This window comes from Luteimonas sp. TWI596 (genome assembly GCF_039674105.1).
Taxonomy (GTDB): domain Bacteria; phylum Pseudomonadota; class Gammaproteobacteria; order Xanthomonadales; family Xanthomonadaceae; genus Luteimonas.
The window spans coordinates 19,459-44,617 of the sequence record NZ_JBDJMU010000013.1 but is presented as its reverse complement, the minus strand read 5'-3'; the positions used below and the strand labels follow the sequence as shown (position 1 = coordinate 44,617).

The 25,159-nt window shown below is 69.7% G+C and carries 26 protein-coding genes and 1 pseudogene; 9 read left to right on the top strand and 18 right to left on the bottom strand.

Annotated features, from left to right (window positions below):
- Nucleotides 1–61: 61 nt before the first annotated feature.
- The 3 genes from ABE487_RS11385 to ABE487_RS11375 all read right to left on the bottom strand — a co-directional run bounded on the left by ABE487_RS11385 (nt 62) and on the right by ABE487_RS11375 (nt 3,598).
- The gene (locus tag ABE487_RS11385) at nt 62–2,125 is read right to left on the bottom strand and encodes a TonB-dependent copper receptor (protein ID WP_346451542.1); all 2,064 of its coding nucleotides are present in this window, start codon (nt 2,123–2,125) and stop codon (nt 62–64) included.
- A 180-nt stretch (nt 2,126–2,305) separates the two neighbouring features.
- The gene (locus ABE487_RS11380; RefSeq protein WP_346451541.1) at nt 2,306–2,728 is read right to left on the bottom strand and encodes a DUF2946 family protein; all 423 of its coding nucleotides are present in this window, start codon (nt 2,726–2,728) and stop codon (nt 2,306–2,308) included.
- A gap of 207 nt (nt 2,729–2,935) precedes the next feature.
- Complete coding sequence (locus tag ABE487_RS11375) at nt 2,936–3,598, bottom strand: hypothetical protein (protein ID WP_346448110.1); 663 nt, start codon at nt 3,596–3,598, stop codon at nt 2,936–2,938.
- 61 nt (nt 3,599–3,659) lie between these two features.
- Here ABE487_RS11375 and ABE487_RS11370 point away from each other — a divergent pair, with 61 nt between their 5' ends.
- Nucleotides 3,660–5,108 carry a PLP-dependent aminotransferase family protein gene (locus ABE487_RS11370; RefSeq protein WP_346451539.1) on the top strand — a complete coding sequence of 483 codons (1,449 nt, stop codon included), beginning with the start codon at nt 3,660–3,662 and terminating at the stop codon, nt 5,106–5,108.
- 74 nt (nt 5,109–5,182) lie between these two features.
- Complete coding sequence (locus tag ABE487_RS11365; protein ID WP_346451537.1) at nt 5,183–6,205, top strand: DUF4272 domain-containing protein; 1,023 nt, start codon at nt 5,183–5,185, stop codon at nt 6,203–6,205.
- A gap of 30 nt (nt 6,206–6,235) precedes the next feature.
- Here the strand turns inward: ABE487_RS11365 and ABE487_RS11360 are convergent, their stop codons facing one another.
- From ABE487_RS11360 to ABE487_RS11350, 3 genes and pseudogenes are all read right to left on the bottom strand, one after another.
- Nucleotides 6,236–7,114 carry a type II toxin-antitoxin system RelE/ParE family toxin gene (locus ABE487_RS11360; protein WP_346451536.1) on the bottom strand — a complete coding sequence of 293 codons (879 nt, stop codon included), beginning with the start codon at nt 7,112–7,114 and terminating at the stop codon, nt 6,236–6,238.
- Nucleotides 7,115–7,343: 229 nt separating this feature from the next.
- Nucleotides 7,344–7,769, bottom strand: coding sequence for a DUF3597 domain-containing protein (locus tag ABE487_RS11355; RefSeq protein WP_346451535.1), 426 nt, complete (start codon nt 7,767–7,769; stop codon nt 7,344–7,346).
- Nucleotides 7,770–8,236: 467 nt separating this feature from the next.
- Nucleotides 8,237–8,970: pseudogene (locus tag ABE487_RS11350) on the bottom strand (SDR family oxidoreductase).
- A gap of 95 nt (nt 8,971–9,065) precedes the next feature.
- On the opposite strand from ABE487_RS11350, the gene ABE487_RS11345 reads away from it, so the two are divergent.
- Nucleotides 9,066–9,965 (top strand): LysR family transcriptional regulator, encoded by a 900-nt coding sequence (locus tag ABE487_RS11345; protein WP_346451534.1) that lies wholly within the window; start codon nt 9,066–9,068, stop codon nt 9,963–9,965.
- A gap of 124 nt (nt 9,966–10,089) precedes the next feature.
- On the opposite strand, the gene ABE487_RS11340 is transcribed toward ABE487_RS11345, so the two are convergent.
- From ABE487_RS11340 to ABE487_RS11320, 5 genes are all read right to left on the bottom strand, one after another.
- Entirely contained in the window at nt 10,090–10,434 is a 345-nt protein-coding gene (locus tag ABE487_RS11340) for a DUF86 domain-containing protein (protein WP_346451532.1), read from the bottom strand.
- Nucleotides 10,431–10,721, bottom strand: coding sequence for a nucleotidyltransferase family protein (locus tag ABE487_RS11335; RefSeq protein WP_346443603.1), 291 nt, complete (start codon nt 10,719–10,721; stop codon nt 10,431–10,433). The genes ABE487_RS11340 and ABE487_RS11335 overlap by 4 nt, the downstream gene beginning before the upstream one ends.
- A 103-nt stretch (nt 10,722–10,824) precedes the next feature.
- Entirely contained in the window at nt 10,825–11,325 is a 501-nt protein-coding gene (locus tag ABE487_RS11330) for a hypothetical protein (RefSeq protein WP_346451531.1), read from the bottom strand.
- Between the two features lie 213 nt (nt 11,326–11,538).
- Nucleotides 11,539–12,087 (bottom strand): outer membrane beta-barrel protein, encoded by a 549-nt coding sequence (locus ABE487_RS11325; protein ID WP_346443600.1) that lies wholly within the window; start codon nt 12,085–12,087, stop codon nt 11,539–11,541.
- Nucleotides 12,088–12,652: 565 nt separating this feature from the next.
- Nucleotides 12,653–13,114 (bottom strand): hypothetical protein, encoded by a 462-nt coding sequence (locus ABE487_RS11320; RefSeq protein WP_346443599.1) that lies wholly within the window; start codon nt 13,112–13,114, stop codon nt 12,653–12,655.
- Nucleotides 13,115–13,335: 221 nt separating this feature from the next.
- On the opposite strand from ABE487_RS11320, the gene ABE487_RS11315 reads away from it, so the two are divergent.
- The gene (locus ABE487_RS11315) at nt 13,336–13,737 is read left to right on the top strand and encodes a barstar family protein (protein WP_346443598.1); all 402 of its coding nucleotides are present in this window, start codon (nt 13,336–13,338) and stop codon (nt 13,735–13,737) included.
- A gap of 112 nt (nt 13,738–13,849) precedes the next feature.
- Here the strand turns inward: ABE487_RS11315 and ABE487_RS11310 are convergent, their stop codons facing one another.
- Nucleotides 13,850–15,427, bottom strand: a complete 1,578-nt coding sequence (locus ABE487_RS11310; protein ID WP_346451529.1) for a CocE/NonD family hydrolase — start codon at nt 15,425–15,427, stop codon at nt 13,850–13,852.
- A 279-nt stretch (nt 15,428–15,706) separates the two neighbouring features.
- On the opposite strand from ABE487_RS11310, the gene ABE487_RS11305 reads away from it, so the two are divergent.
- The gene (locus tag ABE487_RS11305; protein WP_346451527.1) at nt 15,707–16,726 is read left to right on the top strand and encodes a PTS sugar transporter subunit IIC; all 1,020 of its coding nucleotides are present in this window, start codon (nt 15,707–15,709) and stop codon (nt 16,724–16,726) included.
- 126 nt (nt 16,727–16,852) lie between these two features.
- Here the strand turns inward: ABE487_RS11305 and ABE487_RS11300 are convergent, their stop codons facing one another.
- Nucleotides 16,853–17,320: a hypothetical protein gene (locus tag ABE487_RS11300; protein WP_346451526.1), complete on the bottom strand. Its 468-nt coding sequence runs from the start codon at nt 17,318–17,320 to the stop codon at nt 16,853–16,855.
- 329 nt (nt 17,321–17,649) lie between these two features.
- Here ABE487_RS11300 and ABE487_RS11295 point away from each other — a divergent pair, with 329 nt between their 5' ends.
- Nucleotides 17,650–18,114, top strand: a complete 465-nt coding sequence (locus ABE487_RS11295) for a peptidylprolyl isomerase (protein WP_346443594.1) — start codon at nt 17,650–17,652, stop codon at nt 18,112–18,114.
- 205 nt (nt 18,115–18,319) lie between these two features.
- Here ABE487_RS11295 and dbpA read toward each other — a convergent pair whose 3' ends face one another.
- The gene (gene dbpA, locus ABE487_RS11290; protein WP_346451525.1) at nt 18,320–19,702 is read right to left on the bottom strand and encodes an ATP-dependent RNA helicase DbpA; all 1,383 of its coding nucleotides are present in this window, start codon (nt 19,700–19,702) and stop codon (nt 18,320–18,322) included.
- Between the two features lie 174 nt (nt 19,703–19,876).
- Here dbpA and ABE487_RS11285 point away from each other — a divergent pair, with 174 nt between their 5' ends.
- Nucleotides 19,877–20,134 (top strand): type II toxin-antitoxin system Phd/YefM family antitoxin, encoded by a 258-nt coding sequence (locus ABE487_RS11285; protein WP_346451524.1) that lies wholly within the window; start codon nt 19,877–19,879, stop codon nt 20,132–20,134.
- On the top strand, nt 20,122–20,460 hold the full coding sequence (locus tag ABE487_RS11280; protein ID WP_346448127.1) for a type II toxin-antitoxin system RelE/ParE family toxin: 339 nt from the start codon (nt 20,122–20,124) through the stop codon (nt 20,458–20,460). Before ABE487_RS11285 ends, ABE487_RS11280 begins: the two co-directional genes overlap by 13 nt.
- A gap of 9 nt (nt 20,461–20,469) precedes the next feature.
- Here ABE487_RS11280 and ABE487_RS11275 read toward each other — a convergent pair whose 3' ends face one another.
- From ABE487_RS11275 to ABE487_RS11260, 4 genes are all read right to left on the bottom strand, one after another.
- Nucleotides 20,470–21,651: a glutathionylspermidine synthase family protein gene (locus tag ABE487_RS11275; RefSeq protein ID WP_346451523.1), complete on the bottom strand. Its 1,182-nt coding sequence runs from the start codon at nt 21,649–21,651 to the stop codon at nt 20,470–20,472.
- A 2-nt stretch (nt 21,652–21,653) separates the two neighbouring features.
- Complete coding sequence (locus tag ABE487_RS11270; RefSeq protein ID WP_346451522.1) at nt 21,654–22,223, bottom strand: DUF1190 domain-containing protein; 570 nt, start codon at nt 22,221–22,223, stop codon at nt 21,654–21,656.
- Between the two features lie 86 nt (nt 22,224–22,309).
- Complete coding sequence (locus tag ABE487_RS11265) at nt 22,310–23,209, bottom strand: NAD(P)/FAD-dependent oxidoreductase (RefSeq protein WP_346451520.1); 900 nt, start codon at nt 23,207–23,209, stop codon at nt 22,310–22,312.
- Nucleotides 23,202–23,663, bottom strand: a complete 462-nt coding sequence (locus ABE487_RS11260; protein WP_346443584.1) for an Rrf2 family transcriptional regulator — start codon at nt 23,661–23,663, stop codon at nt 23,202–23,204. Before ABE487_RS11260 ends, ABE487_RS11265 begins: the two co-directional genes overlap by 8 nt.
- 91 nt (nt 23,664–23,754) lie before the next feature.
- Between ABE487_RS11260 and ABE487_RS11255 the strand changes: the two genes are divergently transcribed.
- The gene (locus tag ABE487_RS11255) at nt 23,755–25,137 is read left to right on the top strand and encodes a serine hydrolase (protein WP_346451519.1); all 1,383 of its coding nucleotides are present in this window, start codon (nt 23,755–23,757) and stop codon (nt 25,135–25,137) included.
- Nucleotides 25,138–25,159: the final 22 nt, after the last annotated feature.

Below are 25,159 nucleotides of genomic sequence, written 5' to 3'. Positions count from 1 at the left end.
GGAAATTAAATTACATCTTTCCGGCCTGTAATGTAAATTAATTTACTCATCGTCCGAACCCTCAGTAGTTCACGTTCAACTTCACCCACGCGGTGCGGCCGGGCTCGTTGATCCGTACCGGGTCGGCCGGGTAGCCGAAGTCGGCGCTGCCGGTCAGGTTCAAATGCTCGCTGTAGGTCCGGTCGAAGACGTTGTCGATGCCGACCGTCAGCTGCAGGCGCTCGTTGATGCGATAGCCGCCGTTGAGGGCGAGCGTGGCGAAGCCGGCGCTGGCGTCGAGGTCGCGCCCGACCACGTTGCCCTGGCCGACGGCGATGCGGTCCTGGCTGGCGACCGCGCGCACCAGGGCGCCGAAGCTCCAGCGCGTGTCGTCGTAGCCTGCCGACAGACGCGCCTCGAGCGGCGGCATCTGCGGCAGCGCCTGACCGGTGGTGCGGTTCTCGCCCCAGGCGTAGGCGAGCGTGCCACCAAACTTCCAGGTCGACGACGGCCGGAATTCCACGCCGGCCTCGGCGCCGCGGATATCGGCATCGACGTTCGCCGCCGACGAGGTCATGCCCATCATGCCGCCGGCCGAGTAGGTGAACAGGATGTAGTCCTCGATACGCCCGGCATAGCCCGACACCCACGCATCCAGTTTCCGCGTGCGGTAGCGCACGCCGATGTCGAGTTGCGTGGTCTTTTCCGGCGCGATGCCGACAAAGGCGTTGACGGCGCCGACCGGCCCGCGTCCGGGCGAGAACAGCTCCCAGTAGTCGGGCATGCGCTGGGTGTGGCCCAGGCCGGCGTACGCGCTGACCGGCGTGTCCTTCAGTTCCTGCTCGTAGCGCAGGAACCCGGCGCGCAGCGTCTCCTCGCGCGTCTGGCCTGCGGTCGGGTTGGGCATGCCCATCATGCCGGCAAGGGCGCGCTCGTCGGTGGCCTTGGCGCGGTCGACGCGCACGCCGCCGGTCAGGTGCCGGCCCGGCGGCAGGTGGCGGGTGCCCTCGGCGAATACACCGGCGGTCTCGAAACGCGCGTCGGTGGTCCAGGGCTGCGCTGCATACGTACCCCGGCCCATGCCCTTGCGCGCGCGATGGCGGCTTTGCTGCGTATCCACGCCCGCCTGAAGGTCCCAGCCCGTCCACTTCCAGCCTAGCGCGATGCGCCCGCCGGTCGTGCGCCGGTCGACGTTGGACGCCATCGGCATCGGCATTGCACTGGCCGGATTGGGGTCGCGCAGCGTGTAGTTGTCCATGACGTGGTCGGCATGGTTGTAGAACACGCTGCCCTCGATCGCGTCGAGCGCGCCGCCGATGGCCCGCTTCTCGACCCGCAGGCTGTAGCTCTCGCGCCGGAACTGTGCGCCGTCCATGCCACGACCTGCGTAGCGCGCCTGCCCGTCGCCGACGCCGGCGTTGAGCTCGAGCACGGTGTCGGCATCTGGCGTCCAGCCCAGTGCCACATCCCCGTTCCACTTCTTCCACGACGAGGGCACCACGACGCCGTCGCCGTCCTCGTAATCGTCGGCTTCCGAGCGGTTGCCGCTCACACGCAGATAGCCCTGCGGCGCGCCGGCCACGAGGTCGAGCACCTGGTCGTTGCGGCCGTTCGAACCGCCCAGCAGGCTACCGTTGATGCGTACGCCCGGCGCTTCTAACACCGGCGTCTCGCGTTCGAAGCGCACCGTGCCGGCCGAGGCGCCCGGGCCCCACAACACCGTCTGCGGCCCCTTGATCACGACCAGGCTGTCGAAGGTTTCCGGCGAGACGTAGGACATCGGGTTGTCCATCCGCGATGGGCACGCGCCGGGCATGCTGCCGTCGTTGGTGAGCAGGTTCAGGCGCGAACCGAACATGCCGCGCAGCACCGGGTCGCCGTTGGTGCCGCCGTTGCGCAGCGCGGTGAAGCCGGGAATGGTCTTGAGGTAGTCGGCGCCATCGCTGGCCGGCACCGGCTGGCGCGGCAGGCGCGGGTCGAGGTCGTAGGTCAGCGGCGACACCGGTGCGGCGGTCACCAGCACGGCGTCGAGGTTGACGGGTTCGGGCAGGTCGTCGGCCTGGGCGGCGAGCGGTAGCGCCAGCGCGCAGGCGATGGCCATCGCGATGCGGGAGGCGCGTTGCGCCTGGGGAGGTGTGGACAACATGGAAGAGCTCCGGATCGAACGTCGCCGGCCCTGCCGGTGACGCATGCGGCTTCGTCGAAACGCAGGCCTTGTGGCCGGTCGACGTCTGGGATTGGGAATGCGGGCGCGCGCGGCCCTGCCCCCGGCATCACGCCACGGGCGTGCGCTTGGACGGTGCGCGCTGGAACCGGGATTCCGCGGTCAGGCAGCGATCGCGTGCGTTGGAGGGCCTTGCCCGCCGAGGCCACGGAGATTGGTCGCAGCGATACGCCCGACCGACTGGAACCGGACTGGCGGCGCTGCGGCCCATACGGTCGGAGACACCACGACCGGCACCTTGGACAGCAGCGTCAGGTGCGAGGCGAGCGGGCAGTAGCCGCAATGGCCGTCCGCGCCCGCGTGCTCGCGCGCGCCCTCGTGCGGGTGGTCGTCCGCGGCGGCATGGCCTGCTGCGTGCGCGTGCGCAGGCGCGGCCGCAGACGACAGCGCAGTCTCGGCCTGCACGCCGGCCTGGAGCCGGCTGATCGCCGGCGCCACAGCGAGCAGCAGCATCGCCAGCAGGGCAAGCCAGTGCCATGCCGACGGCGCATTCCGCGACTGACCATATCGCCTGCGCAACGCCATCACGCGCGGCCTCACCGCATCGCACCGACGCAAGACCGGCAGTGCGGATCGCAGTGGACGAGGGCGGTACGTGTGCATGGCTGCAGTGTCCGTGCAACCGGCCTCAGTCACCTTGACCACGATCAAGTGCGCGCTGGATCCAGCGTCGACGGCAACGCCAGCGAAGCCGGACGGCACGCGCAGGCCGTCGGTCCGGACTGGGCGGACTCAGGGGCGTGCCGCAGGCGGGTCGAGCCTGACCGCCAACGGCCGCAGGAAGCGCTGGGTCAGCGGACCGACGCCGAACGCGAACACCAGCGTGCCCAGGCCCGCGGTGCCGCCAAGCAGCATGCCGATCACCAGTGCCGACAGTTCGATGCCGGTGCGCACGCTGCGGATCGACCAGCCTGTCCGGCGCGCGAGCCCCGTCATCAGCCCGTCGCGCGGGCCCGGCCCCAGTTGCGCACCCACGTACAGCGCGGTGGCGAACGCGCACGCGACCACGCCGCCGAGCATGTAGGCCCAGCGCAGCGCCAAGCCTTCGGGCACGGGCAGCCACAGCAAATGCAGGTCGGCGAACGGGCCCAGCAGGAACGTATTCGCCAACGTACCCAGCCCCGGCATCTGCCGCAGTGGGATCCATGCCAGCAGCACCGCCAGCGCGGTGACGACCATCACCATGCCAAACGACATCGGCACATGTCGCGTGGCGCCGAGGTGGAACACGTCCCAGGGCGAGGCGCCCACTGCGGCACGGATCATCAGCGCGATCGCCAGCCCGTAGATCCACAGGCCGATCAGCAACCGGCCCAGGCGTTCGGGCAGGCGACCGGCGCGCAGTTGGGCGAGCGGACCAAGGTTGGCGAGGGTCGGGGCGGAGGTCGCGTGCATGACGTCACGATGTCGAAAATTGGCCCTTTCCGATAGAGCCATTTGTGACATAGTGGCCCGGATGCAACGCAGCCTCGCACCCGAACGACTCGCCGCCTTGGTCGGCCGCCTCGATGGCGCGCCGGCCTACCGCGCGCTGTGCCAGGCGCTGCAGGAGCTGATCGGCGACGGCCGCATCCCGATCGACACCCGGCTGCCCAGCGAGCGCGCGGTCGCCGGTGCACTCGGCGTGTCGCGCAACACCGTCACGCGTGCCTATGCCGAACTGGCATCGGCGGGCTTTGCGACCGCGCGCCAGGGGGCGGGCACATTCGCCGCGGTTCCGGTCGCCCGGCGCCGCGCACACGACCACACGCTCGGTGCGTCGAAGTTCGCCGACGACGCGATCGACCTGACCCGCGCCGCGGGTTCGGCCACGCCGGGCACCGCAGCCGCATATGCGCGCGCGCTCGCGGCGCTGCCGGCCTACCTGTCGGGCGACGGTTATCTGCCGTCCGGCTTGCCGGCCTTGCAGGCGCGCATCGCGGCCAGCTATGCGCGGCGTGGGCTGCCGACGACGCCGGGCCAGATCGTCGTCACATCCGGCGCGCTCTCGGCGCTCGCGATCGTCGCGCGCACCCTGTCGCGTCCGGGCGACCGCATCGCGGTGGACACCCCGGTCTATCCCAACGCGATGGGGGCGCTGATGCTGGGCGGCGCGCGGCTGGTCGCCGTGCCGATGGGCGATCCGCTCGGCGACGCAGGCTGGGACCTCGACGGTCTGGAGGCGACGTTGCGGCAGGCCCGGCCACGGCTGGCCTACGTCATCGCCGATTTCCACAACCCGACCGGCCTGCTGATGGACGCGGCCCAGCGCGCGCGCTACGCCACCGCGCTGGCGGCCATCGGCACCCAGGCCATCGTCGACGAGACCTTGCAGGCAACCGGCTTGTCCAACGCGCCGATGCCGGCGTCGTTCGCCACGTTCGCGCGCGACGCGATCACCGTCGGCAGTGCCTCCAAGCTGTGCTGGGGCGGCCTGCGCGTGGGCTGGATCCGTGCGCCGCAGCCGCTGGTCGAGCGGCTGGTCGCCACGCGCGTACAGCTCGACCTCGGCAGCTCGCTGTTCGATCAACTGGTGGCCGCCGAACTGCTCGACGACGGGCCGATGCTCGCGGCCCGCCGTGAGCAGGTCCGCCGCCAGCGCGATGCGCTCGCACACGCGCTGCAGACCCACCTGCCCGACTGGCGCTTCCGGCTGCCGACCGGCGGCTTGAGCCTGTGGCTGCGGCTGCCCCACGGCAGCGCGACCGAACTGGCCGCGGCGCTCGAACGCGACGACGTGCATCTCGCGCCGGGGCCGGCGTTCGCCGTCGACGGCGGCTTCGACCACTGGCTGCGGATGCCCTACGCGAAGTCGGAGGCGCTGCTGCTCGACGCCGTCGAGCGGATGACCCTCCGCTGGACGGCGTTGCCACGCGCGCGCGGGCGCGAACGGCACACAACGTCCGCGCCGCTTCTGATCGCCTGATCCAGCGCCCCTCGACGGCTGCACTGCGCCGGCGCTGGCACACTTTCTCGTTTCCGCCACCGCCCTAACCTCGCATGACGCTCACCCTCGACGCCTACGCCACCTTGCGCGATCCGCCGCCACTCGACGTGCCGCATGTGCATCACGCCCGCTGGGGGCGCAACGATCCGGCGCTGGCCGCGCATCTGCAGACGCGCATCGCGAACGTCATGCACGTCGCGCGCGAGCAGATGACGGCGCAGCGCTATCACACGTTCCGTCATCTGCAGCGCACGCACTGGCACTATCGGGTGGAGATCACACGCGATGCGTTGCCGGCGTTCCAGCAGTGGGCGGAAGATGCGAACGCGATCTACGCGGACGCCGACGGCGATGTCCATGCGCCGAACGGCCAGCGTCTTGTCGGCCATGCCGGGGCCGATCCCGATGCCGAGGTGCCCTATCCCGCAGATGCGCGCCATCGCCGCGCACGCACCTTGGAGGCCCTGGCCGCGAGGTCGCTGCGCGTGCCGGCCTCGCTGCCGCCCGTCGTCGGCGAGGGTGAGGTCGTCCTGCGCAGCCCCGACGAAATGGCGGGCCGCATGCTGGCGCTGATGGCGGTGGCGATTCGCGGCGAAACCCTCAACGAAGGCGATCCGCTGCCGCTGGCCGACATCCGCGCTCGTCTGGCGGCCGGCTGGCCGGCGCTGTCGCCCAAGGAAGCGGCCTTCCTGCACGACGAGGCACCGACGCGCCAGCAGACCATCGATGCGGTGTGGCGTTACGAAGCACTCGCGGTCCTGCAGTGGGCGCTGGGGCTGTCGGAGGCGCTGCCGTTCCCGGACCGGATCTGCGATGTGCCCGAATGCGCGCAACGGGCGCTCGCCTGGGCCGACGGCACGCTGCCGGCACTGCCGACGCCACGCCCAGCCGCCGAGATCCTCGATGCGCTCGATCTGCATCTGCGGCTGCACTGGCTGGTCCGCCAGGCGCAGCTCGACGCCCAGGCGCCGGCCGGCGGCCTCATCGGCGGCGTGGTGATCGAGCGCCATCACGCGCTCAACTGGCTGGTGCGGTTCGAGGACGCCGACTGGGACGACGTCGACACGCCGACCTGAGTCGGGCTGCGGCGCACGGCCGCGCCGGACTCAGCGATATGGACCCGGGCCGCGCCAGACCGGCTCGCCGCGACGATAGACCTGCTGCATGTTGATGACCTCGCGCGCATCGCCGATCTTCGCCAGCGCCGGGTCCTCCGGATCGAGCAGTCGGCACGGCCCCGAATCGCGCCGCAGCGCGGTCTCCAGCGGGCAGGCCATCAGCTTGCGCGTTCCCGGTAACGGCAGGAACACCTCGGTCATGCCCTGGTCGCGCCAGGCCTGCAGCCGGGTTTCGCTGCGCAGGTCGTAATAGACCTGGTAGCCGCCCACTTCCAGGCTGGGATGGTCGGCGTCCGAATCGCGGCCGCGCGTGCGTCCGGCGGTCGGGCTTCGGGTCATGCCGGCGTTCACGGGTGCGGTCTCGGTGGGCAGCATGCCCGGCGGCTGCCCCCAGGTGTGGTCGCGCCGCGGCGGCGATGGCGGACTGGCGGCTTGTGCCTGCGCAGGCGCGGGTGTGGGGGGCGGCACCGCCTGCGGTAGCGCGGGCTGCGGTGCCGGGCGCGGCGGGTCCATCGGGACGTCCGCAGGCGCCCGTCGCTCCGGCGGCAAGGCCAGTTCCGCGCGTTCGACGCGCGTGGTCTGCAGGCGCGAGGCCGCTGGCGGCGGCGCGACCGGCGGACGCGTGGGCGGCGGCGGGCTGGGCGGCGCCTCAGCGGTCTGCGGTGGCGGGATGCCGATGAAGTCCACGACCATTCGGCTGCCGGACGAGGCCCCCTGCGGCGACGTCACCGGCACCGGCGTCGACGCCAGCAGAAGCAGCACCGCGAGTACGTGCACCAGCAGGCTGCCCAGCGCGGCGAGCCAGGGTTGCAGACGTTCGATACGGGGTTCGATTCGGGCGCCCGCGCGGCGCGGTGCAGTGCTCATGCCGCCTGTAAGGCGTCGGGGAAGCGGGCCTTCATGCGGGTGCCAGGAGGGACGACCGGGGAGTTCGGCATCCTAACGCGATGCGGCCCCGGATCGGCGCCGCGTACGGTCGCCATTGCACGTCGAACGGTGCTGCGAACCGGAAAACGGCAGCGGCAGGGATCGTCTTGCGACGAGTACGCGAACGGCCCGGTGCAAGCGCACCGGGCCGTCGCCGCGATATCGCGCGTCAGTCGCGCAGTTCGGCCGGCACCTTGCCGCCGTTCTCGGCCAGCTTGCGCATCACCGCCTTGTGCAAGGCGATGTTCTGCTCGGCGCTGCCGTGCGCGCCGGCATTGACGCCCAACTCGGTCGCCAGTTCCTTGCGGGCATCGAGGCTGGAGTCGAGGTCGAGCAGCTTCAGCAGGTCGACGATCGAATGCCGCCAGTCGGACTTGCCGCCCTTCTCCTGCGCAATGCCGGTCAGCACCGCTTCGACATCCACCGGCTCGGCGGCAGCCGCCGCAGGCGCCGGATTGCGCGCGGGCGGCGACACCTTGGGATCGTCTTCGCTGCCGGTGAAGACGACGGCCTTGGGCTGCTTGGTCTCGGCCGGCGGTGCGGGGGTGGCCTTGCGGCCGAAAATGCGATCGGTGATCTTGGAGAACAGGCCCATGCGTGACGCTCCATCTGTCGGGAGCGGCGATTGTGCGATCGGGGTCGCAAAGATCGTATGAAAGCGGCCTGCCCCTCTACCGATCGCCCTGGCCCACGATGCCGGGCGCACCAGCCTCTGCGTGCATTGCGCTGCGTATCGGTCCTCCGGTCGCCGTTGACGCCCGGCACGGCAACACCGCGGACATCATGCGCGGCGACTCCGAAGGGTTCATTCCACATCTCGTCAACCGGCTCAACGGTCTGCTCGCCGATCACGGCCCTATCGATGCCTCCCTTACGTCGACGGGAGACGACGATGCGCCATCCCCGACAGCGGCCGCGGACTGACGCTCACGCCCAGTGGCGCGCTCGGGCTGCAGCGCGGATGTCGGAGACTCCCACTGCACGGCGCTTGCCCCGCACGCGGGAAGTCGAGCTCGGACGGACCATCGCTTGTGGAACGCGGCACGGGACGGCGATCGCGCCTCAGTACGGACTGGCGACCGGGCGCACGACGACTTCGCTGACATCGACATCCGTCGGCTGTTCCATCGCATAGGCGATCGCGCGTGCGACCGCCTCGGGCGCGATCGTGATGCGACGGAAATCCGCATGCCCTCGGCCGCGCCCGCATGGGTGATGGTGTCGGCAAGCTCCGAAGTCGTGGTACCCGGGCTGACCACGGTCACTCGCAGGCGGTCGGTCTCCTGGCGCAGACCTTCCGACAGCGCCCACACCGCGTACTTGGTCGCGCAGTACACCGCCGATGTGGGAAACACGCGGTGGGCGCCGATCGAGGCGACGTTGACTACGTGCCCGAAGCCCTGCCGCTCCATCGCCGGCAACACCGCGGCAATACCGTGCAGGACGCCGCGCAGGTTCACATCGATCATCCGGTTCCATTCGTCGCGCTTGAGCGCCGACAGCGGCGAGAGCGGCATCACACCGGCGTTGTTGACGATGGCGTCGAGGCGGCCGTGCGCAGCGAGCGCGTGATCGGCGAAGGCCTGCATGTCGTCGGGCGACACGACATCCAGCGCACGCGCCTGCGCGCGCCCGCCGGCAGCGACGATCTCGGCGACCAGGGCGTCGAGACGTTCGGTCCGCCGCGCGCCGAGCACGACGGTCGCGCCGCGGACCGCAAGCTCGCGCGCCGTGGCGGCGCCGATGCCGCTGCTGGCGCCGGTGATCAGGATGATGCGGTCGGTCAGGGTCTGCATGAGACGGTCTCCAGTGGGGAGCGCCCACGGTAGGCGTCGTGCAACGCGGCCGGAACTCCCTGGCCGCTGGACGTATTGGTTAGACTCGCTAACCAATGGACCTCGACCTCAACCTGCTGCGCGTCTTTCTCGCCGTCGCCGAAGGCCCCAACTTCCGCGACGCCGCCGACCGGCTCGGAGTGACGCGCTCAGCGGTCAGCCAGGGCATCCGCCGGCTCGAAGACGCGCTCGGCATCGCGCTGGTCCACCGCTCCACGCGCAGCGTGCGCCTGACCGACGCCGGCGAGCGCCTGCATCGCCAGGTCGCCATGCCGCTGGCCGCACTGGGCACCGCACTCGAGGAAGCCGTCGATGACGGCCCGCCGCGTGGCCTGTTGCGCGTCGCGGTCACCTCGATCGCCGAGCGCTTCCTGTCCGGGCCGCTGATCGCGACATTCGCCCGGGCCTATCCCGGCATCACGCTGGATGTGACTGTCACCGACGAGGTCTTCGACATCGTCGCTGCCGGCTTCGACGCCGGCGTGCGCCTGGGCGAGGTGATCGAGCAGGACATGGTCGCCGTGCCGCTAACCGGCCCGCAGCGCGAAGTCGCCGTCGCCGCGCCGGACTACCTCGCCCGCCACGGCGTGCCTGCGCACCCGCGCGAGCTCCTCGCACACCGCTGCATCGGCTGGCGCGTGACGCCAGCCGTCGCGCCGCACCGCTGGGAGTTCGTCGAGGACGGCCGCCCGTTCGACGTGCAGGTCGCCCCGCAGATCACCACCAACGACATGCTGCTGATGATCCGCACCGCACTGGCCGGCGGCGGCATCACCTTCGGTATCGAGGACACCTTCGCGCCCTACCTCGCACGCGGCGAACTGGTGCCGCTGCTGCAGGCCTATCTCCCGCCATTCCCGGGCTTTTTCATGTACTTCCCGAACCGCCGGCACCAGCCGCCGAAGCTGCGCGCGATGATCGAGCATGTGCGAGCGTATCGGGAGAATGACCGCTGACGACGCCGGCATTGCGATCGCGGCGCCGTTGCCTTGGTATCGAATGCGGCCTAGGACTGAGCACCGTCGCAAGAAGGCCGCGGATGCCGTCGCCGCCCCGCCCGAGAAGTTTGATTACGCAGCGTCAGTCGGAGCGCGTTTCGAGGTAGCTGACAAGATCGGGCAAGGCACGTTGCACGGTTTCCCATACCACGCCCATGTCGATCTCGAAGTATCCGTGCGCGATGCGATTGCGCAACCCCTTCATACCCGCCCAGGGAATGCCGGGGTACCGTGCGATGCGCTCTGGGTACCGCTCGATCATCTTTGCCGCAATCTCGCCGATGATCAGCAAGTTCATGGCAACCGCTTGTTGAGTGCGGGAGTCGTTGAGGAACTCCTCGCGTGTCATGCCTTCCACGTAACCGCAGGCTTGCTGCGCCGCCCCACGCATGTCATCGAGCCAACCCTCGAATCGGTCGGGGCTCACAGCGGCCGAGCTTCCCGCAACACGGTATCCCGGAACCGGGCCGGTAGATCGCCAGGCGTGCGCACGTCGACCGGGACACCGAGCAGTTCCTCTAAGGCAACCTGCAGCCCGCCGAGGTCGAACAGCGTGGTCTCGGGCGTAGGGTCTACCAGCAGATCGAGGTCGCTGCCGTCACGATCGGTGCCATGGATCACCGATCCATACACGCGCGGATTGGCGACGCGAAAGCGGCGCGCGGTGCCGCGCAAAGCGGTCAACTGGTGGCGGATGGCGTCGGAGGGTTTCATGGCCTTCTATCTCATCTGCGGACAATTTCTTGCGCTGGACCGGGTCCATAGTAACGGGTCGCTCGTCGGCATCTCGCAAAGCCACCGGAGCAGTGAGAATACTTCAGCCCTGCGTCACCGCACGGCTATCACGTTGATGAAGAGATAGCGTTAGGCGCGACCAGACTTGCCGAAGGCCGACGGCGTGCACAACGCCGAACACCAGACAGATCGCTGAGCTGACATACCAGAATGCAATGCTGTTGTCAGGGAATGTTTCCGTCAGAAAGAAAAATCCCAGGCCACGCAACAGATACACAAGGGTAATGGCCAACAGAACCCAGCGCAGCAAGGGCAGGCGGCCAATCAGCCCAGCACCTGAGGCCGCATACAGCGACCATATCGACAGGATCCCGGCAATGCTCAATGTCACGAGGGTCGGGTACCAATGCCCAGCCGCTGCCATCTGAGCCATGCCCTCGCCGGCACCGAGCAATCGGTATCCAGCAGGACCCACAGCAATGCAGACAAGATGCAGCAGCGCGGCGAGCGCGCTCAGGCCGGACGCGATGACCAGGCATTTATTGACTGGAGCAGACTGTCGGATCACGGGGTTGTCTAACATCTGATTTCGCCTTGCAGCGAATCGAGCCAGGCTGAAGCAGTGGTCACATGGTTGCAAGGCATTCACGACCGCCCGTTCCACATGCAGGTCGCGCCGCAGAGCACCGCCAACGACATGCTGCTGATGATCCGCGGTGGCCGGCGGCGGTCGCCCGAAACGACGACGGCAGGCCCGATGCCGGACCTGCCGCCGCGATGACGCGCTATCGATGGCTTAGAAGCGGAACTCGCCGCCCACGGTCACGTTCTCCACGTCGACCTCGATCCCCGAAAACTCGCCGCGATGGCGCGTGTAGTTCAGGCTCAGGCCCCAGCGGCGGTTGATGTCGTAGCCGAGCGTCGCGCCGTAGTACGGCTTGGTCGAACCCTCGTCGTCGACGACATCGAATGTGTCCTCGCGGATCTGCGCGACCATGCGCGCCACGCCCGCGCGCGCGCCAACGAAGAAGCCGGTGCCATCTGCGCCGAAGTTGTGCTTCAGCGCCACGCCCACACCAAACGTCACCAGATCGAAATCGGTGTCGTAGCCCAGGTCTTCGGTGTACAGCGTGCCCGCATGGCCTTCGACGGCGATGTTCGGCGTGAACCAATAGCCGCCGCCGAACAACGCCGAGGTGTCCGAGTCGCTTTCGCGCAGACCGCCATAGCGGGCCTCGGTGTCCGCGCTGCCGACCTCGGCGCGGATGAAGGCGCCGCTGGCGGCGGCGTGCGTCGAGGCGCCGGCCAACGCGATGGCGGCGGCAAGAATCAGGGTGTGCTTCATTCAGGTCCTTCCAGAAAGTGGATGCCCATCCGGGCGCGCGCACTGTGGGACCGGGCTACGGCGATGTCAATATTTCGTTAATTCGAGAGTGGGCTCGACTGACGCCCACCTTGACCCGCGCGCCGTATCAGCACCTCCAAGATCGCCAGCCTCAAGCCGCTGCGGTCACCCGCGGGTGCACGACCTAACCAGCATGCGGCCCGTGGTGCCTACGAATGGCGGCAATCCCGCCCGCGGACAGCAACGTCATGGCAAAAAAACCGCAGCCGCCGCCACGGACACCTTGGCCCAGTGGAGGTGACGCTCTGTATCGCCGGGCGGCGCGTACGCGGCCCAGTAGTGAAACACCAACAGATTGGAGCACCACAGCGCGCCAGCAAGGCTCCCAACGAGCACAAGCCAAAGGACGCCTTGGAGAACCCGAGATTCGAAAAATTGATGCGCCATCAAGCATGTCCCAACCGCGTACCCGCAGTGGCCTGAGATACCTGCGTGTTCCGAGCAATGCATCCATTCAGTCGAGACCTGAGGGAGCCCACAGTCGAAAGGAACTTCAGATCAGGCCCTATGGATGCGCAGCGCTATAAAGGCGAAGCGCTTCGTCCCTGTCACGTATCGAACGCATGAACACGCCTGGTTTTATCCCGACAAACCCGTCCCCTTGAAGCAGCAACAGTCGCACAGCGGTATCGCCCTCATGCGCATCCGCCACTTGTCCGAGACTGTAGTGCAAGTGGCTTGCAAGCGGCACGGACAGCACTTTGGGGACTGTCGCTGCGTTCGTGACGAGCACCTCGTCGACCGCAATCACGAGTCTGATGGTATTTGTCATCCCAGGACCAGTCCTCGCCGCTCGGTCCAGAACAGGCTGACCGTATTCGTCGATCATGTCGACGCCGGTGACGCGGCCAATCAAGATGTGATCAGCGCTCTGACTCATTTCTTCGAGCGTGGCCTCGAAGGGGAACCCTGCGAAACCCGTGGATGGAGCGAGCACAGCAAGGAAAATGATGAGTACGTATCTCATGCCTATCCTCGGGCGGGAATGAATCCAAAGCTGTAATCGATTGGACGAAGGCCGCGCAGCTCGTTCGAAGACGGCCACACTGCGCCTCGTCCGGCTGCCACTGTGCCAGCTGACCCCTCTGGTTGCCAGGACAGCAGGATCGATCCCTAAGCCCTCGGCAGGTTCACTTTTCCACTCGCTTCCATCAGGCTCGTCTCTGCCCGAACTCGATGCCGACCGCCTTGCCCACCGCGCCCAAATCGCTGCTGCTCGACGGTAGCCGGATCCACGACATCGCGTCGTTCTACGACGAGATCAACCGCGTCTTCATGGCGGAGGTCGACTGGACGCTCGGGCCGAGCCTGGATGCACTCGACGATATGCTCTATGGCGGATACGGCGCGCTCGACGGCGATGCGCCGGTCACGCTGGTGTGGACAGCGTTCGAGAAGAACCGGCAGGACCTGGGCGTGGAGACGACGCGCCGCTTCCTGCAGGCCAAGCTCGATCAGCCCGAGCGCTTCAACGTGGCGCATGTGCAGCGCCAGCTCGATGCGCTGGAGGCCGGCACCGGACAGACGTATTTCGAGATCGTGCTCGAGATTCTGGCCAGCCATCCGAACATCGAGCTGGTTGTGCGCTGACTTTGGCCCTGCCCACCGGGCACACCACTCGCCCGGCGGACGGGCCGCGCGATGCGCGCGCAGGGCGCCGGTCCTGTTGCACCGGCGCCCTGCGCGCCGCGTCGGCCGTGGCTCAGTGCAGCGGCACGCGCAGCTGCGACGGCGCTTCGCGCGGCGAGGCGAACGTGAGTGCGCGCCCCGGCGCGGTGGCATCGGCATAGCGCAGGTCGAGTGTGTCCACGACCAGCACCAGCCTGCGACCCGCGGGGATCTTCGCGGCTGTGGCCTCCAACGCGATGTCCAGCGTCCGGGGCTGGCCGGGCACCGCGTCGCGCAGGCTGTAGGGCTTGTGCGTGAGCAGTTGGCCCATGCCCAGCGCGTCGACGCTGTACAGATAGGCGAACAGCGAAACCTCGCGGCGGTCGGGCACCACGGTGATCCGCAGTGTCGGCGCGCCAGCCAGGATGCGCCCGTTCGGGTAGACCGGCCCCGCCCAGACAGCGGCACCCAGCCGCGAGACCAGCGGCATCGAGGTGACCACGGGCACACCGAAGCCTTGCAACAGGCCGCCGATCAGCACCGGACCGGCCTCGGCGACGGTCGGCACGCCGGTGGCGATGCGGTGGTTCCAGCCGGTGGCGTCGCGTGCGGCCAGGGTGCCGGTCGCCTGCACTAGGCCGGACGGGCGGGTCAGTCCGTACGTCACCTGGTCCGCCTGGACGGCGTCCCAGTCCGCGTAGGCGAGCCATTGGCCGTCGAGCGTGGCAAGCCGCACCGCCGGCTCGGACGCATCCGGGTCCCGACCTTTGAGGTGACGGTCGAACCAGCGGGTGGTGGCCTCGTACACCGTGTTCGGCAGGCCCAACGCGCCCGGCAGTTCGGCGGTCGCATGGTCGCCCTGGCTGAGCAGCAACTGCCGGGGGCCACGCAGCCGTTGGTAGAAGTCCACGGACTGATTGGGCGGGAACAGGCTGTCGTTGAACGCGTTGGCGATCAGCACGGCGGTGCCGTTGCGGTTGATCTCGTCGACCTCGTGCACCGCGCCGCGGCTGGCCGCTTGCGGCAGGAAGCCCTCGACCGCGCCGTCGTAGTCGCCGAGGGCGACCCGGGCGGTGATCGCCGCCAGCTCCTGACCGGGCCGGCCGGTCAACGCGCCCGCGCCCACCAGCAGGGCGACGCCCTGTCGGCTGACGGTGCGGTTCGCGTAGAGCGAGGCCTCCAGGTCGGCCCAGCCACTCAGCGCCGCGACCGCGCGAATCCGCGGGTCGCGCGCCGCCGCCAGCAAACTGACGCCAGCGCCATACGAGATGCCGGACGCACCGATCGCGTCCGGGTTGGCCGGTGTATGCGTCAAGGCCCAGTCGATCACCGCGCTGACGTCCTCGACCGTCGGCGGCCCGGCGATATCGATCCGGCCGGCCGAATCCCAGAAGCCGCGCGAGGTGTAGCTCACCACCACGTAGCCATCATTCGCCAGTTGTGCGGCGCGGCCGACGTATTCCAGATTCGGGAGCGACCAGCTGGCCGGCATCACGATCAGCGGAAACGGGCCGGGGCCGTGCCCGCGCGGCACCAGCACCAGGGCGCCCAGCTGCGTGCCGTCCCAGCTGGGGATGCGTTCGTAGGTCTTGTTGAATCCCGCGGCCGAGGCAGCAGTGCAGACAGCCAGCAACACGCACAGCGCAAGCCAGCGGATCAGTGAGCGGCTCATACAACGGTCCTCCAGTAGGCGCCGGACCGGCGGGTCCGACCGACATCCAAAGGCCCGCCGCGGGGGAGGTGAGCAACTCGACCATACCATCAAGTATGGAGATGTGGATCAGGATCGTCGGCGGCCTGTCGCGCACGGTCGGCGGCAGGGCGCCATCGCCCATGCCCGGGGCCGCACGCCCGTAGCGGACGGCCGGGGTCGCCGAGCCGCTATCCTTGCGCGCTCGTTTGATCCACACGGTCCGTCCAGGCCGTCCCGCTCCCCCGTACCGGCACGACCATGTCCCTGACCTCTTTCCTGCGCGCGCGCGACATCGAGTTCTCGCTGCGGCGCTACGGCATCGAGGCGCTCAACGCAATGACGCTGGGCCTGTTCGGCTCGCTGGTGATCGGGTTGATCCTCAAGACCGTCGGCGGCTGGACCGCACAGGCCTGGCTGATCGACGCCGGCACGATGGCGCAGCAGGCGATGGGGGCCGCGATCGGCGTAGCGGTGGCCTATGGATTGAAGGGCCCACCGATCGTGATCTTCGCCAGCGCCGCGACGGGCCTGCTGGGCGCCAAGCTCGGTGGACCGGTCGGCTGCTTCGTCGCGGTCGCGGTGGGAACCGAGATCGGCAAGCTGGTCAGCCGCACCACGCCGATCGACATCATCGCAACGCCGGCCGCGGCCCTGGTCGCCGGCTTCGCCACCGCACACGCGCTGGCGCCGGTGATCGGCAACGTGCTGGCGGTGACCGGGCAGACCATCGAGTGGGCGATGACGCTGCAGCCGTTGCTGATGAGCGTGCTGATCGCGGTGACGATGGGGATGATCCTGACCGGCCCGACCTCGAGCGCGGCGCTGGCGATCTCGCTGGGCCTGGGTGGCCTGGCCGGCGGCGCGGCGACCGCAGGCTGCGCGGCGCAGATGGTCGGCTTCGCGGTCATGAGCTGGCGCGAGAACGGCACGTCCGGGCTGCTCAGCCAGGGCCTGGGCACGAGCATGCTGCAACTGCCCAACATCGTGCGCAATCCGCGAATCTGGATGCCGCCGACGCTGGCCGGCGCGATCCTCGGCCCCGTCGCGACGCTGGGCTTCGGCATGCAGAACGTGCCGACGGGCTCGGGCATGGGCACCAGTGGCTTCGTCGGTCAGGTCGGCACACTGGCGGCGATGGGGAACGCACCGTCGGTGTGGCTGTCGATCGGCCTGTTGCATTTCCTGGCGCCCGCCCTGCTGACGCTGGCCATCGCCGCGCCGATGCGCCGCCGCGGCTGGATCCAGCCCGGCGACCTCAAGGTCGACGCAAAACTCTGACCGCACTATGCCGGGTCAGCGTGCGGGGGTCAGGGTCGCTTTTCCCGCAGTGATGTCGCAGCTGCTGTTTGGCTGAGGGAAAAGCGAGCCTGACCCCGGTTTTAAAAGCGACTCTGACCCCGGTTTTTAGGCCCAGAGTTGCTCGATGGTGTTCAGGGCCAAGCCCTGGGTCGGCGCGGTGGGGGCCTGAGAGATGCAGCCGCTGACGCCGAGGTCTTCGCGCATGCTCTCGACCGCCTGACGCGCGGCATCGACGGCGGCGGCGGCGTTCTGCGCGTCTTCAGCCGCAAGGGCTGCGGCCGCTTCGGTCACCTGGGTGGAGGTCTGGGAGGCGATGTCGGCCACGGACTGCGCCGCGTGCGCGGTCTGCGATGCCGCCGCTTCGGCGCGCGACAGGGCGGCCTCGGCGGTGCAGGCATCGCCCACCTTCGCAGCCTCCGCAGCGGCCTCGGCCGAGCTCACCGCCTCGGCCGAAGCCGGGCCCATCGATTCGACGGCGCTGGCGGCGGCATCGTTGGCCGCGGACTGCGCGGCATCGTTGGCGGCATCTGCTGCGCCAGAACCACCCGAAACGCCAGAAGCGCCATCGGTCATGTCGTTTCTCCTGATCGGAAAAGGGGCACCGCGTGCAAACGCGGTGGATGGCGGACAACGTAATCGCGGCGGTTGCGGCCAGGATCTGGGGTTCGCCCTAGGGGCGCGCGCGCCGGTTCATTGTGGCGTCATCCATTCCCGACCGCGCCACGACGGCGCAGGCGTGGCCGAACAGCACTGTCCAGGCGCATCGCAGCGCGCGCGCCGGTTTGCGTGCGGCCAGCCCGCCCGGTAGGGTGGCGAGGTGGTCATCCACACCGTGTGTCGTCCGGTGTCGTTTCGTCTTCCGCCACGCCTCCCCCTTTTATTCGAATCTCAAGGAGATCCTCATGGAGATCGCCGCTGCACGCGTTGCCAGCATCCACTACACCCTGACCAACGATGCCGGGCAGGTGCTCGACAAGTCGCCCGCCGATCAGCCGCTGCGCTACTTCCACGGCGCCGGCAACATCATCCCCGGCCTGGAGAAGGCGTTGGCGGGCCGCAAGGTCGGCGACTCGCTAACCGTCGATGTGCCGCCGCAGGAGGCCTACGGCGAGCGCAACGACGCACTGGTCCAGGTGCTGCCGCGCGAAGCCTTCCAGGGCGTGGATACCGTCGAGCCTGGCATGCAGTTCCAGGCACAGGGCGGCCAGGGCGCGGTGCTGGTGACCGTGGTGGACGTGACCGACACGCAGGTGCGCATCGACGGCAACCATCCCCTGGCCGGCCAGACGCTGCACTTCGCCGTCGAAGTGGCCGAGGTCCGCGAGGCCACCGAGGACGAGAAGAACGTCGGCCGCGTGCAGGGCTGATACCGCGTTGTACCCCGGCCGCGCCGTCGTGGCGCGCGCCGGTCCGTCCGTCCCCCGGCCCGAGGAGATCTTCGCAATGACGTTGCTGCAATGGATCGGCCTTGGCCTGGCGATCGGCGTGGTCTACGCGGCCGTTCGCGCGGTGTGGGCGCGCTGGCGCGGGCGCTGAGCGCGTCCGCCCCCGAGGCGTTCGGCGCGCGTGATGTCAGAGCCGCGCGATCCGGAACCGCCTTCCCTTGATCTTGCCTTCGCGCAGCCGCGCAAGCGCCTGTGCGGCCTGGCCGCGTGCGATCGCGACATAGCTGCGGGTCGCGAATACGTCGATCTTGCCGATCGCCTCCTTGTGCAGACCGGCCTCGCCGGTCAGCGCGCCGACGATGTCGCCGGGGCGCAGCTTGTCGCTGCGGCCGGCGTCGATGCGCAGCGTGGCCATCGCCGCCGGCGGCACGTTCGTCGCCTTGCCGGACAACGGCATCAGCGTCTCCCAGCGCATCGGCTGGCCCAGGTGCGCCTCGATCGCCGTCGTGCGCGGCAACTCCCGTGGCGTCACCAGGTTCAACGCCAACCCGGTGCGACCGGCGCGGCCGGTGCGGCCGATGCGGTGCACGTAGGTATCGGGGTCGTGCGGCAGTTCGAAATTGACGACCGCGGCGAGGTCCTCGACATCGAGCCCGCGCGCGGCGACGTCGCTGGCGACCAGCACGGCGCAACTGCGGTTGGCGAACTGCAGCAGCACTTCGTCGCGATCGCGCTGCTCCATGTCACCGTGCAGCGCAAGCGCCGCGAAGCCGTAATGTGCCAGCGAGCCGGCGACCTCGACCACGTCGGCGCGAGTGTTGCAGAACACCACCGCCGACTCGGGCCGATAGCGCAGCAGCAGGGCGGCCAACAGCGGCGCGCGGCGCGCGGGTTCGACCTCGAAGCAGCGTTGATCGATGGCCGGGGCCTCGGTGTCGCCGCCGATGCCGATGCTGACCGGGTCGCGCAGCATCGCCGCACCCAGCGCGCGGATGTCGCCGGGAAACGTGGCCGAGAACAGCAGGCCCTGGCGGGTCTTGGGCGTGCGTCCGACGATGTCGCGGATCGGTTCTTCGAAGCCCATGTCGAGCATGCGGTCGGCTTCGTCGAGCACCAGCGTGCGTACATGCCGCAGGTGCAACGCCTTCTTCTTGGTCAGTTCCTGGATGCGTCCGGGGGTGCCGACGACGATATGCGGATCGTGGGTCAACGACGCGAGCTGCGGACCCAGCGGAATGCCGCCGCACAGCACCGAGACCTTGAGGTTCGGAATGCCGACCGCGAGCCGGCGCAGCTGGCGCGCGACCTGGTCGGCGAGCTCGCGCGTGGGGCACAGCACCAGCGCCTGCGTTTCCACGCGCGCCGGATCGAGCCGCTGCAGCAGGCCGAGCCCGAAGGCCGCGGTCTTGCCGCTGCCGGTGGGCGCCTGCGCGATGGTGTCGTGGCCGGCGAGGATGGCCGGCAACGCCTGCGCCTGGATCGGCGTCATCACCGTGTAGCCGAGGGCGGCGACGCCCTGCAGCAGGGCGGGCGACAGCGGGAGAGTGGAAAACGCGGTGGGCTCGGTCATCCGCACATGATCGCAGGCGCGGGCCGTGTGCGTGGCATCGGCGTCGCGGGCGAAGCGTCACGACAATGGCCGCACGCGGCTATGCACCCAATCCTGCCTGGTGCTTCAAGGCCAACCCATGCTCAGGCGCCATGCCGCTTGCGCTCGCGTTAGTGATACTTTAGTGTCACTCTCATGCGCACCGAACTCGTCACGACGCTCAAGCGCCAGGCCACCGAATTGCTGTCCGACATCGAACGGGACAGGCAGCCGATCCTCATCACGCAGCATGGTCTGCCCAGCGCCTATCTGGTGGATGTGGAGAGTTACGAGCGCATGCAGCAACGCATGTCGATTCTCGAAGGCATCGCACGTGGCGAACAGGCGATCGCCGAAGGCCGCGTTGCAAGCCACGACCAGGCCAAGGCACGTCTGGCTCGATGGCTGAAGTAGTCTGGTCGGAGCCGGCGATCGCGGACCTGGATGCCATCGCCGACTACATCGCGATCGAAAACCCGCGGGCTGCGGCGGCGTTCGTGGCGCGCGTATTCGTCCACGTCGAGCGACTCGCCGATCATCCGGCCAGCGGTCGCCGCCCTCCCGAGTTGCCCGGCTCGCGCTACCGAGAGATCGTTGAACCGCCGTGCCGTGTCTTCTATCGGCACGAGGGCCCACGCGTGCTCATCGTCCACGTCATGCGTTTCGAGCGCCTGCTGCGCATCGAACGTCTCGGCGTTCGCGCACGCACGGCCGGGAATCGCCCCCGCGATTGCGATTGATCCGCCCGCTCAGGCGTACAGCGTGGTCTGCGCGCCGTCCTCGACGATCGCGTGCGGCACGAAGCGGGCGCTGTCGCGGGTGATCGGGCCGTCGTCCTCGCGGATGCCGATGCCGCAGGCGACATCGCCGACCACCCAACTGCCGACCAGCGGATAGCGGCCGTCGAACTGCGGCAGCGGGTGCAGCGCTTGGCGGATGCAGGGGCCGGCATAGGGGCCTTCGCTCTCGAGCCAGCGGCCGTCGGGCAGATGCATGGCGACGTTCGCGCCTTCGCGCGAATGCAGCGGCTTGCGCACCCAGCCGGCCGGCAGCGCGCCGCCGTCGTCGAACGCTGCGGCCAACAGGTTGGGATGGCCCGGGTGGCGCTCCCACAGCAGCGGCAGGATGCCCTTGTTGCTGAGCAGTGCCTTCCACGGCGGTTCGAGCAGGCGCAGGCCCGAGCCGGGCAGCGCGCGGCCGAAGTCCTCGGCGAATAGGTCTTCGAGCGGGTAGAGCTTGAACAGCGTGCCGATCACGGTGTCGTCGAGGTCGGTGAAGCGGCCGTCGTCCGACAGCCCGACATCCTCGATCGCGATCGGCGCGCCATGCAGGCCGGCCTGGGCGGCGCAATCGCGCAGATAGTCGACCGTGCCCTGGTCTTCCTCGGAATCGCGCGAGGCGGCGAACAGCAGCGGCGGCGGCAGGTGCATCGACAACACACCGAAGCGCTCGACCAGCGCCTCGTGGATCGAATTGAACTGGTCGGCCTCGGCCGGCAGACGGCCGGTCTCGCGCTGGTCCTCCAGCCACTGCCACTGGAAGAACGCGGCTTCGAACAGCGAGGTCGGGGTGTCGTAGTTGAGTTCGTAGAGCTTGGCCGGGCCCCGGCCGTCGTAGGCGAAGTCCAGACGCCCGTAGAGATGGCCGTCGCGGCGACGCCAGCTCTCGGCGACCCAGTCGCGGAACGGCGCGGGAATCGCCAGGCGCTGCATCAGCGCATCGCTGCCGGCGATCTCATCGACCAAGTCGAGCGCCATCGCGTGCAGCTCGGCGCTCGGGTCCTCGAGGTCGTCCTCAATCTGGCGCAGGGTGAAGGCGTAGTAGGCGCGTTCGTCCCAGTAGCGGGCGCCGTCGATGGTGTGGAAGCGGAAACCGCTTTCGGCAGCGCGTGCGCGCCAGTCGCCGCGCTCGACGATCGGAATCCGCCGCACGCTCAGCCGCCGCTGCTGCGACCGCGTCCCGAGGCGCCGAAGCCGCCGCGCTGCGCGGTCATCGCGCGATCCGGGGTGGCGGCGACCGGCGTCAGGCCGGCGCGGCCGGCAGCCGTCGCACCGGACGGCCGCAACCAGCCGTCGGTGTTGCTGCGCCAGGCCGGGGTGGCCTGCGGCCGACCGGGGGCGGCGCCGCGTGCCTGGCCCGCGGCGGGCCGCTGGGCGAGCCCGGCGCGGTTGCCGCTCATCATCTGCGACAGGAAGAAGCCGGCCATCATCGGTCCGATGAACGAGTGCCCGGCCGTCGTGCGCTGCTCCACGCAATCCTCGGCCGGATAGTCGCGCGCGCAGGCTTCGCGGCTGCCGTACTGCGGGGCCGCATCGGCGGCCTGCTGGCGGGCCTGCTCGAACGCGACGCGGCAGTTGGAGGCATCGCCGGTGGCTTCGGTGCAGCGCTCGACCGAGGTGAACAGGCCTTCCTGCATCTGCACCGGCTGCTCGCGCTGGCAGGCGGTGAACAGCAGGGGGGCGGCGCCCATCAGCAGCAGGGCCGTCGTCTTCGATCGCTTCATGCGCACGGGTCTCGTCGTGTGGGCGGGTTCCAGCCTGTCATGATGCCGCGTGCGCGGTGCACGGGCAAAGCGCCAGGCCCGCTGGTTCAGTCGAACAGCAGGCTGCGATGGGTCGCGGCGCCGGCCATCGCGCCATCGCCGATCGCCAGCGCAACACTGTGCGCAGCGCGCGCGGCGTCGCCACAGGCGAACACGCCGGGCACCGAGGTGACCTGCATCGCATCGGTGCGCACGAAGGCGCCCAGCGGCCCATCTTCGAAGGCACAGCCGAGCTGCTCGGCCAGCGGGCTGGCGACGTGGATGCGGCTGGCGACGAACAGCCCGTCGCATGCGATCTGCCGGCCGTCGTCGAGCACGATATCCGCGTGCCCGGACACCGCGGCGATCCGCGCCGGCTCGATCCGCACGCCACGCGCAGCGAGCGCGGCGCGCTGGGTATCGTCGGGCACGAAGCGCCCATCGAGAAAGAACGTCACCGCGCCCCAGTCGGGCAGCATCAGGGCATGGTGCATCGAGACCTCGCCGACGGCGATCACACCGATGCGGCCGCGGTCGAGCTCGTAGCCGTGGCAGTACGGGCAATGGAACACGCTGCGTCCCCAGCGCACCTGCAGGCCGTCGATCGGCGGCAGGGTGTCGACCACGCCCGTTGCCAGCACCAGCCGGCGGGCCTGCACGCGCTGGCCGGCCTCGTCCTCGACCGCGAACAGGCCGATGCCGCCATCGGCGCGCACCGCGGTCGCCTGTCGCCAGGTGACATTCGGATAGGCCAGCACCTGGGCGCGGGCGTCGGCGGCGATCGCGTCCGGCGCGCGGCCGTCCTGCCCGATCAGCCCGTGCGAGGCGGACGCAAAGCGGTTGCGCCGCTGGCCGGCGTCGATGATGAGCACGCGCTGGCGCGCGCGGGCGAGCTGCATCGCAGCCGATAGGCCGGCATAGCTGCCGCCGACGACGACGGCATCGAAGGACGCGATGGGGTCAGGCATGGTCGGGGCGCTCGCAGGGGACGGTCGGGACATGCGGCATGCGCCGCGCGAACGAGGCGGCCAGTTCGGCCAAGGTCACCTCGCCCAGGCGCGCGATCAACAGCGCCTCGGCATCGCGAAAGGCGACGTCGAGCGCCTCGTTGACGGCCTGCTCGACCAGGCACGCGGGCTGCGCCAGCCGATGGCCCATCGCGAACACGGTCGGTTCGCCGACCGCGCGATAGATGTCGAGCAACGTCACCGTGCGCAGGTCGCAGCCCAGGGTCCAGCCGCCGCCCGGCCCCTTGGCCGAAGCGACGTAACCGCGCTCGCGCAGGCTGGCGAGCGTACGGCGGACCACCACGGGGTTCGTGCCCAGCGCGCGCGCTAGGGTCTCGGAGGTCAGCGGGCCGTCGTGCTGGGCCATGTGCAGCAAGACGTGCAGGACGGAGGACAGGCGGCTGTCGGGTTTCATGTAACTCAAAATATTACATTATGCCGAGGGCAGCAAGCCAAGGCTGGCGGCGCCGCCTAGACTGCGGCGTCCTGTCTTCGGAATGCCGCCGATGCGCAAGCTGTTGCCCGTTCTCCTGTTCGCCGCCGCACCCGCGCTCGCGCAGACCGTGCCGCCGCCGGCCCCCGAGGCGCATGCGCGCGCGGTCGCGGCGGGCTACAAGGCGCTGACGCTGTGCAGCGCGCATCTGGGTGGCGGCCGCACGCCTGCGCAAGTGGACGCGGTCGAACTGCGCGGCATCTATCCCGAATACCAGGCGCAGGTAGATGCGCTGACCGCCGTGGTCGACCGCGACGCGCAGACGGTCTCGGTCGCATTCGACCCGTCGCTGCCGCCGCGTATCGCCGCCTGGCGTCCGAACCTGGGCTGCGCGCAGTTGCCGATCGGGGCCGGCGCCGCCGCGGTGGCGACGCTGCCGCGCTTCGATGCCGCCGCGCCGGACCTCGATGCCCGGCCCTGGCCGCTGGGTGAGCGTGACGCGACTGCGCCGCTGCGCGGCGACGACCGCGCGCTGTCGGCCGCACTCGACGGCGCACTGGATGCCACCGCGTTCGGCGAGGGGCACGTCACCACCGCGGTCGTCGTGGTGCAGGGCGGGCGCATCGTCGCCGAGCGCTACCGCGACGGCTTCGGCCCGCACGTGCCGCAGCGCACGTGGTCGGTCGCCAAGAGCCTGGCCGGCGCGCTGGTCGGCGTCGCCGCAGCCCAGGGCACGCTTGATCCGGCGCGCCCGGCGCCGGTGCCCGAATGGCAACGCCCGGGCGACCCGCGCGCGGCGATCACCGTCAACCAGTTGCTGCGCATGGCCAGCGGCCTGCACAGCGACACCGCCGGCAATCGCACCGATGCGCTGTACTTCGGCGGCGCGACCGTGGCCGAGGCCGCGCCCGGCTGGCCGCTGGCCGCGCCGCCGGGCGTGCGGTTCCGCTACGCCAACAACGACAGCGTGCTGGCGGTGCATGCGCTGCGCGCGGCCACCGGCGACGACGCACGGGCGCTGTCGCGTCCCTATACCGACCTGTTCTGGCCCACGGGCATGACGCGGACCTTCGCCGAGACCGACTGGCAGGGCGGCTACGTGCTGTCGAGCCAGGTCTGGTCGACCGCGCGCGACCTGGCCCGCTTCGGCCTGTTGCTCAAGGACGACGGCGTGGCCGACGGACGTCGACTGCTACCGGAAGGCTGGGTGCGGCAGGCGACGACGCCGTCCGGCCCGCAGCCCGAGGGCGACTTCGGCTATGGCGCGACGCTGTGGCTGCTGCAGCGCTCGCCGGGCGTGCCGGCCGACACGTTCGCCGCGTTCGGCAACCGTGGGCAGTACATCCTGGTCGTGCCTTCGCGAGACCTCGTGCTGGTGCGCCGCGGCGAGGACCCGACCGGACAGCGCTTCGACATCGCCGCGTTCGCGGCGGCGGTACTGGCCGCGGTGGACTGAGCGAGTCGCCGCCCGCGTTGGG

Excerpts from the sequence above, each read along its gene's own strand:
- ABE487_RS11385 (WP_346451542.1), bottom strand. The coding sequence starts at position 2,125 with ATGTTGTCCACACCTCCCCAGGCGCAACGCGCCTCCCGCATCGCGATG.
- ABE487_RS11380 (WP_346451541.1), bottom strand. The coding sequence starts at position 2,728 with ATGGCGTTGCGCAGGCGATATGGTCAGTCGCGGAATGCGCCGTCGGCA.
- ABE487_RS11375 (WP_346448110.1), bottom strand. The coding sequence starts at position 3,598 with ATGCACGCGACCTCCGCCCCGACCCTCGCCAACCTTGGTCCGCTCGCC.
- ABE487_RS11370 (WP_346451539.1), top strand. The coding sequence starts at position 3,660 with ATGCAACGCAGCCTCGCACCCGAACGACTCGCCGCCTTGGTCGGCCGC.
- ABE487_RS11365 (WP_346451537.1), top strand. The coding sequence starts at position 5,183 with ATGACGCTCACCCTCGACGCCTACGCCACCTTGCGCGATCCGCCGCCA.
- ABE487_RS11360 (WP_346451536.1), bottom strand. The coding sequence starts at position 7,114 with ATGAGCACTGCACCGCGCCGCGCGGGCGCCCGAATCGAACCCCGTATC.
- ABE487_RS11355 (WP_346451535.1), bottom strand. The coding sequence starts at position 7,769 with ATGGGCCTGTTCTCCAAGATCACCGATCGCATTTTCGGCCGCAAGGCC.
- ABE487_RS11345 (WP_346451534.1), top strand. The coding sequence starts at position 9,066 with ATGGACCTCGACCTCAACCTGCTGCGCGTCTTTCTCGCCGTCGCCGAA.
- ABE487_RS11335 (WP_346443603.1), bottom strand. The coding sequence starts at position 10,721 with ATGAAACCCTCCGACGCCATCCGCCACCAGTTGACCGCTTTGCGCGGC.
- ABE487_RS11330 (WP_346451531.1), bottom strand. The coding sequence starts at position 11,325 with ATGTTAGACAACCCCGTGATCCGACAGTCTGCTCCAGTCAATAAATGC.
- ABE487_RS11325 (WP_346443600.1), bottom strand. The coding sequence starts at position 12,087 with ATGAAGCACACCCTGATTCTTGCCGCCGCCATCGCGTTGGCCGGCGCC.
- ABE487_RS11320 (WP_346443599.1), bottom strand. The coding sequence starts at position 13,114 with ATGAGATACGTACTCATCATTTTCCTTGCTGTGCTCGCTCCATCCACG.
- ABE487_RS11310 (WP_346451529.1), bottom strand. The coding sequence starts at position 15,427 with ATGAGCCGCTCACTGATCCGCTGGCTTGCGCTGTGCGTGTTGCTGGCT.
- ABE487_RS11305 (WP_346451527.1), top strand. The coding sequence starts at position 15,707 with ATGTCCCTGACCTCTTTCCTGCGCGCGCGCGACATCGAGTTCTCGCTG.
- ABE487_RS11300 (WP_346451526.1), bottom strand. The coding sequence starts at position 17,320 with ATGACCGATGGCGCTTCTGGCGTTTCGGGTGGTTCTGGCGCAGCAGAT.
- ABE487_RS11295 (WP_346443594.1), top strand. The coding sequence starts at position 17,650 with ATGGAGATCGCCGCTGCACGCGTTGCCAGCATCCACTACACCCTGACC.
- dbpA (WP_346451525.1), bottom strand. The coding sequence starts at position 19,702 with ATGACCGAGCCCACCGCGTTTTCCACTCTCCCGCTGTCGCCCGCCCTG.
- ABE487_RS11285 (WP_346451524.1), top strand. The coding sequence starts at position 19,877 with ATGCGCACCGAACTCGTCACGACGCTCAAGCGCCAGGCCACCGAATTG.
- ABE487_RS11280 (WP_346448127.1), top strand. The coding sequence starts at position 20,122 with ATGGCTGAAGTAGTCTGGTCGGAGCCGGCGATCGCGGACCTGGATGCC.
- ABE487_RS11270 (WP_346451522.1), bottom strand. The coding sequence starts at position 22,223 with ATGAAGCGATCGAAGACGACGGCCCTGCTGCTGATGGGCGCCGCCCCC.
- ABE487_RS11265 (WP_346451520.1), bottom strand. The coding sequence starts at position 23,209 with ATGCCTGACCCCATCGCGTCCTTCGATGCCGTCGTCGTCGGCGGCAGC.
- ABE487_RS11260 (WP_346443584.1), bottom strand. The coding sequence starts at position 23,663 with ATGAAACCCGACAGCCGCCTGTCCTCCGTCCTGCACGTCTTGCTGCAC.
- ABE487_RS11255 (WP_346451519.1), top strand. The coding sequence starts at position 23,755 with ATGCGCAAGCTGTTGCCCGTTCTCCTGTTCGCCGCCGCACCCGCGCTC.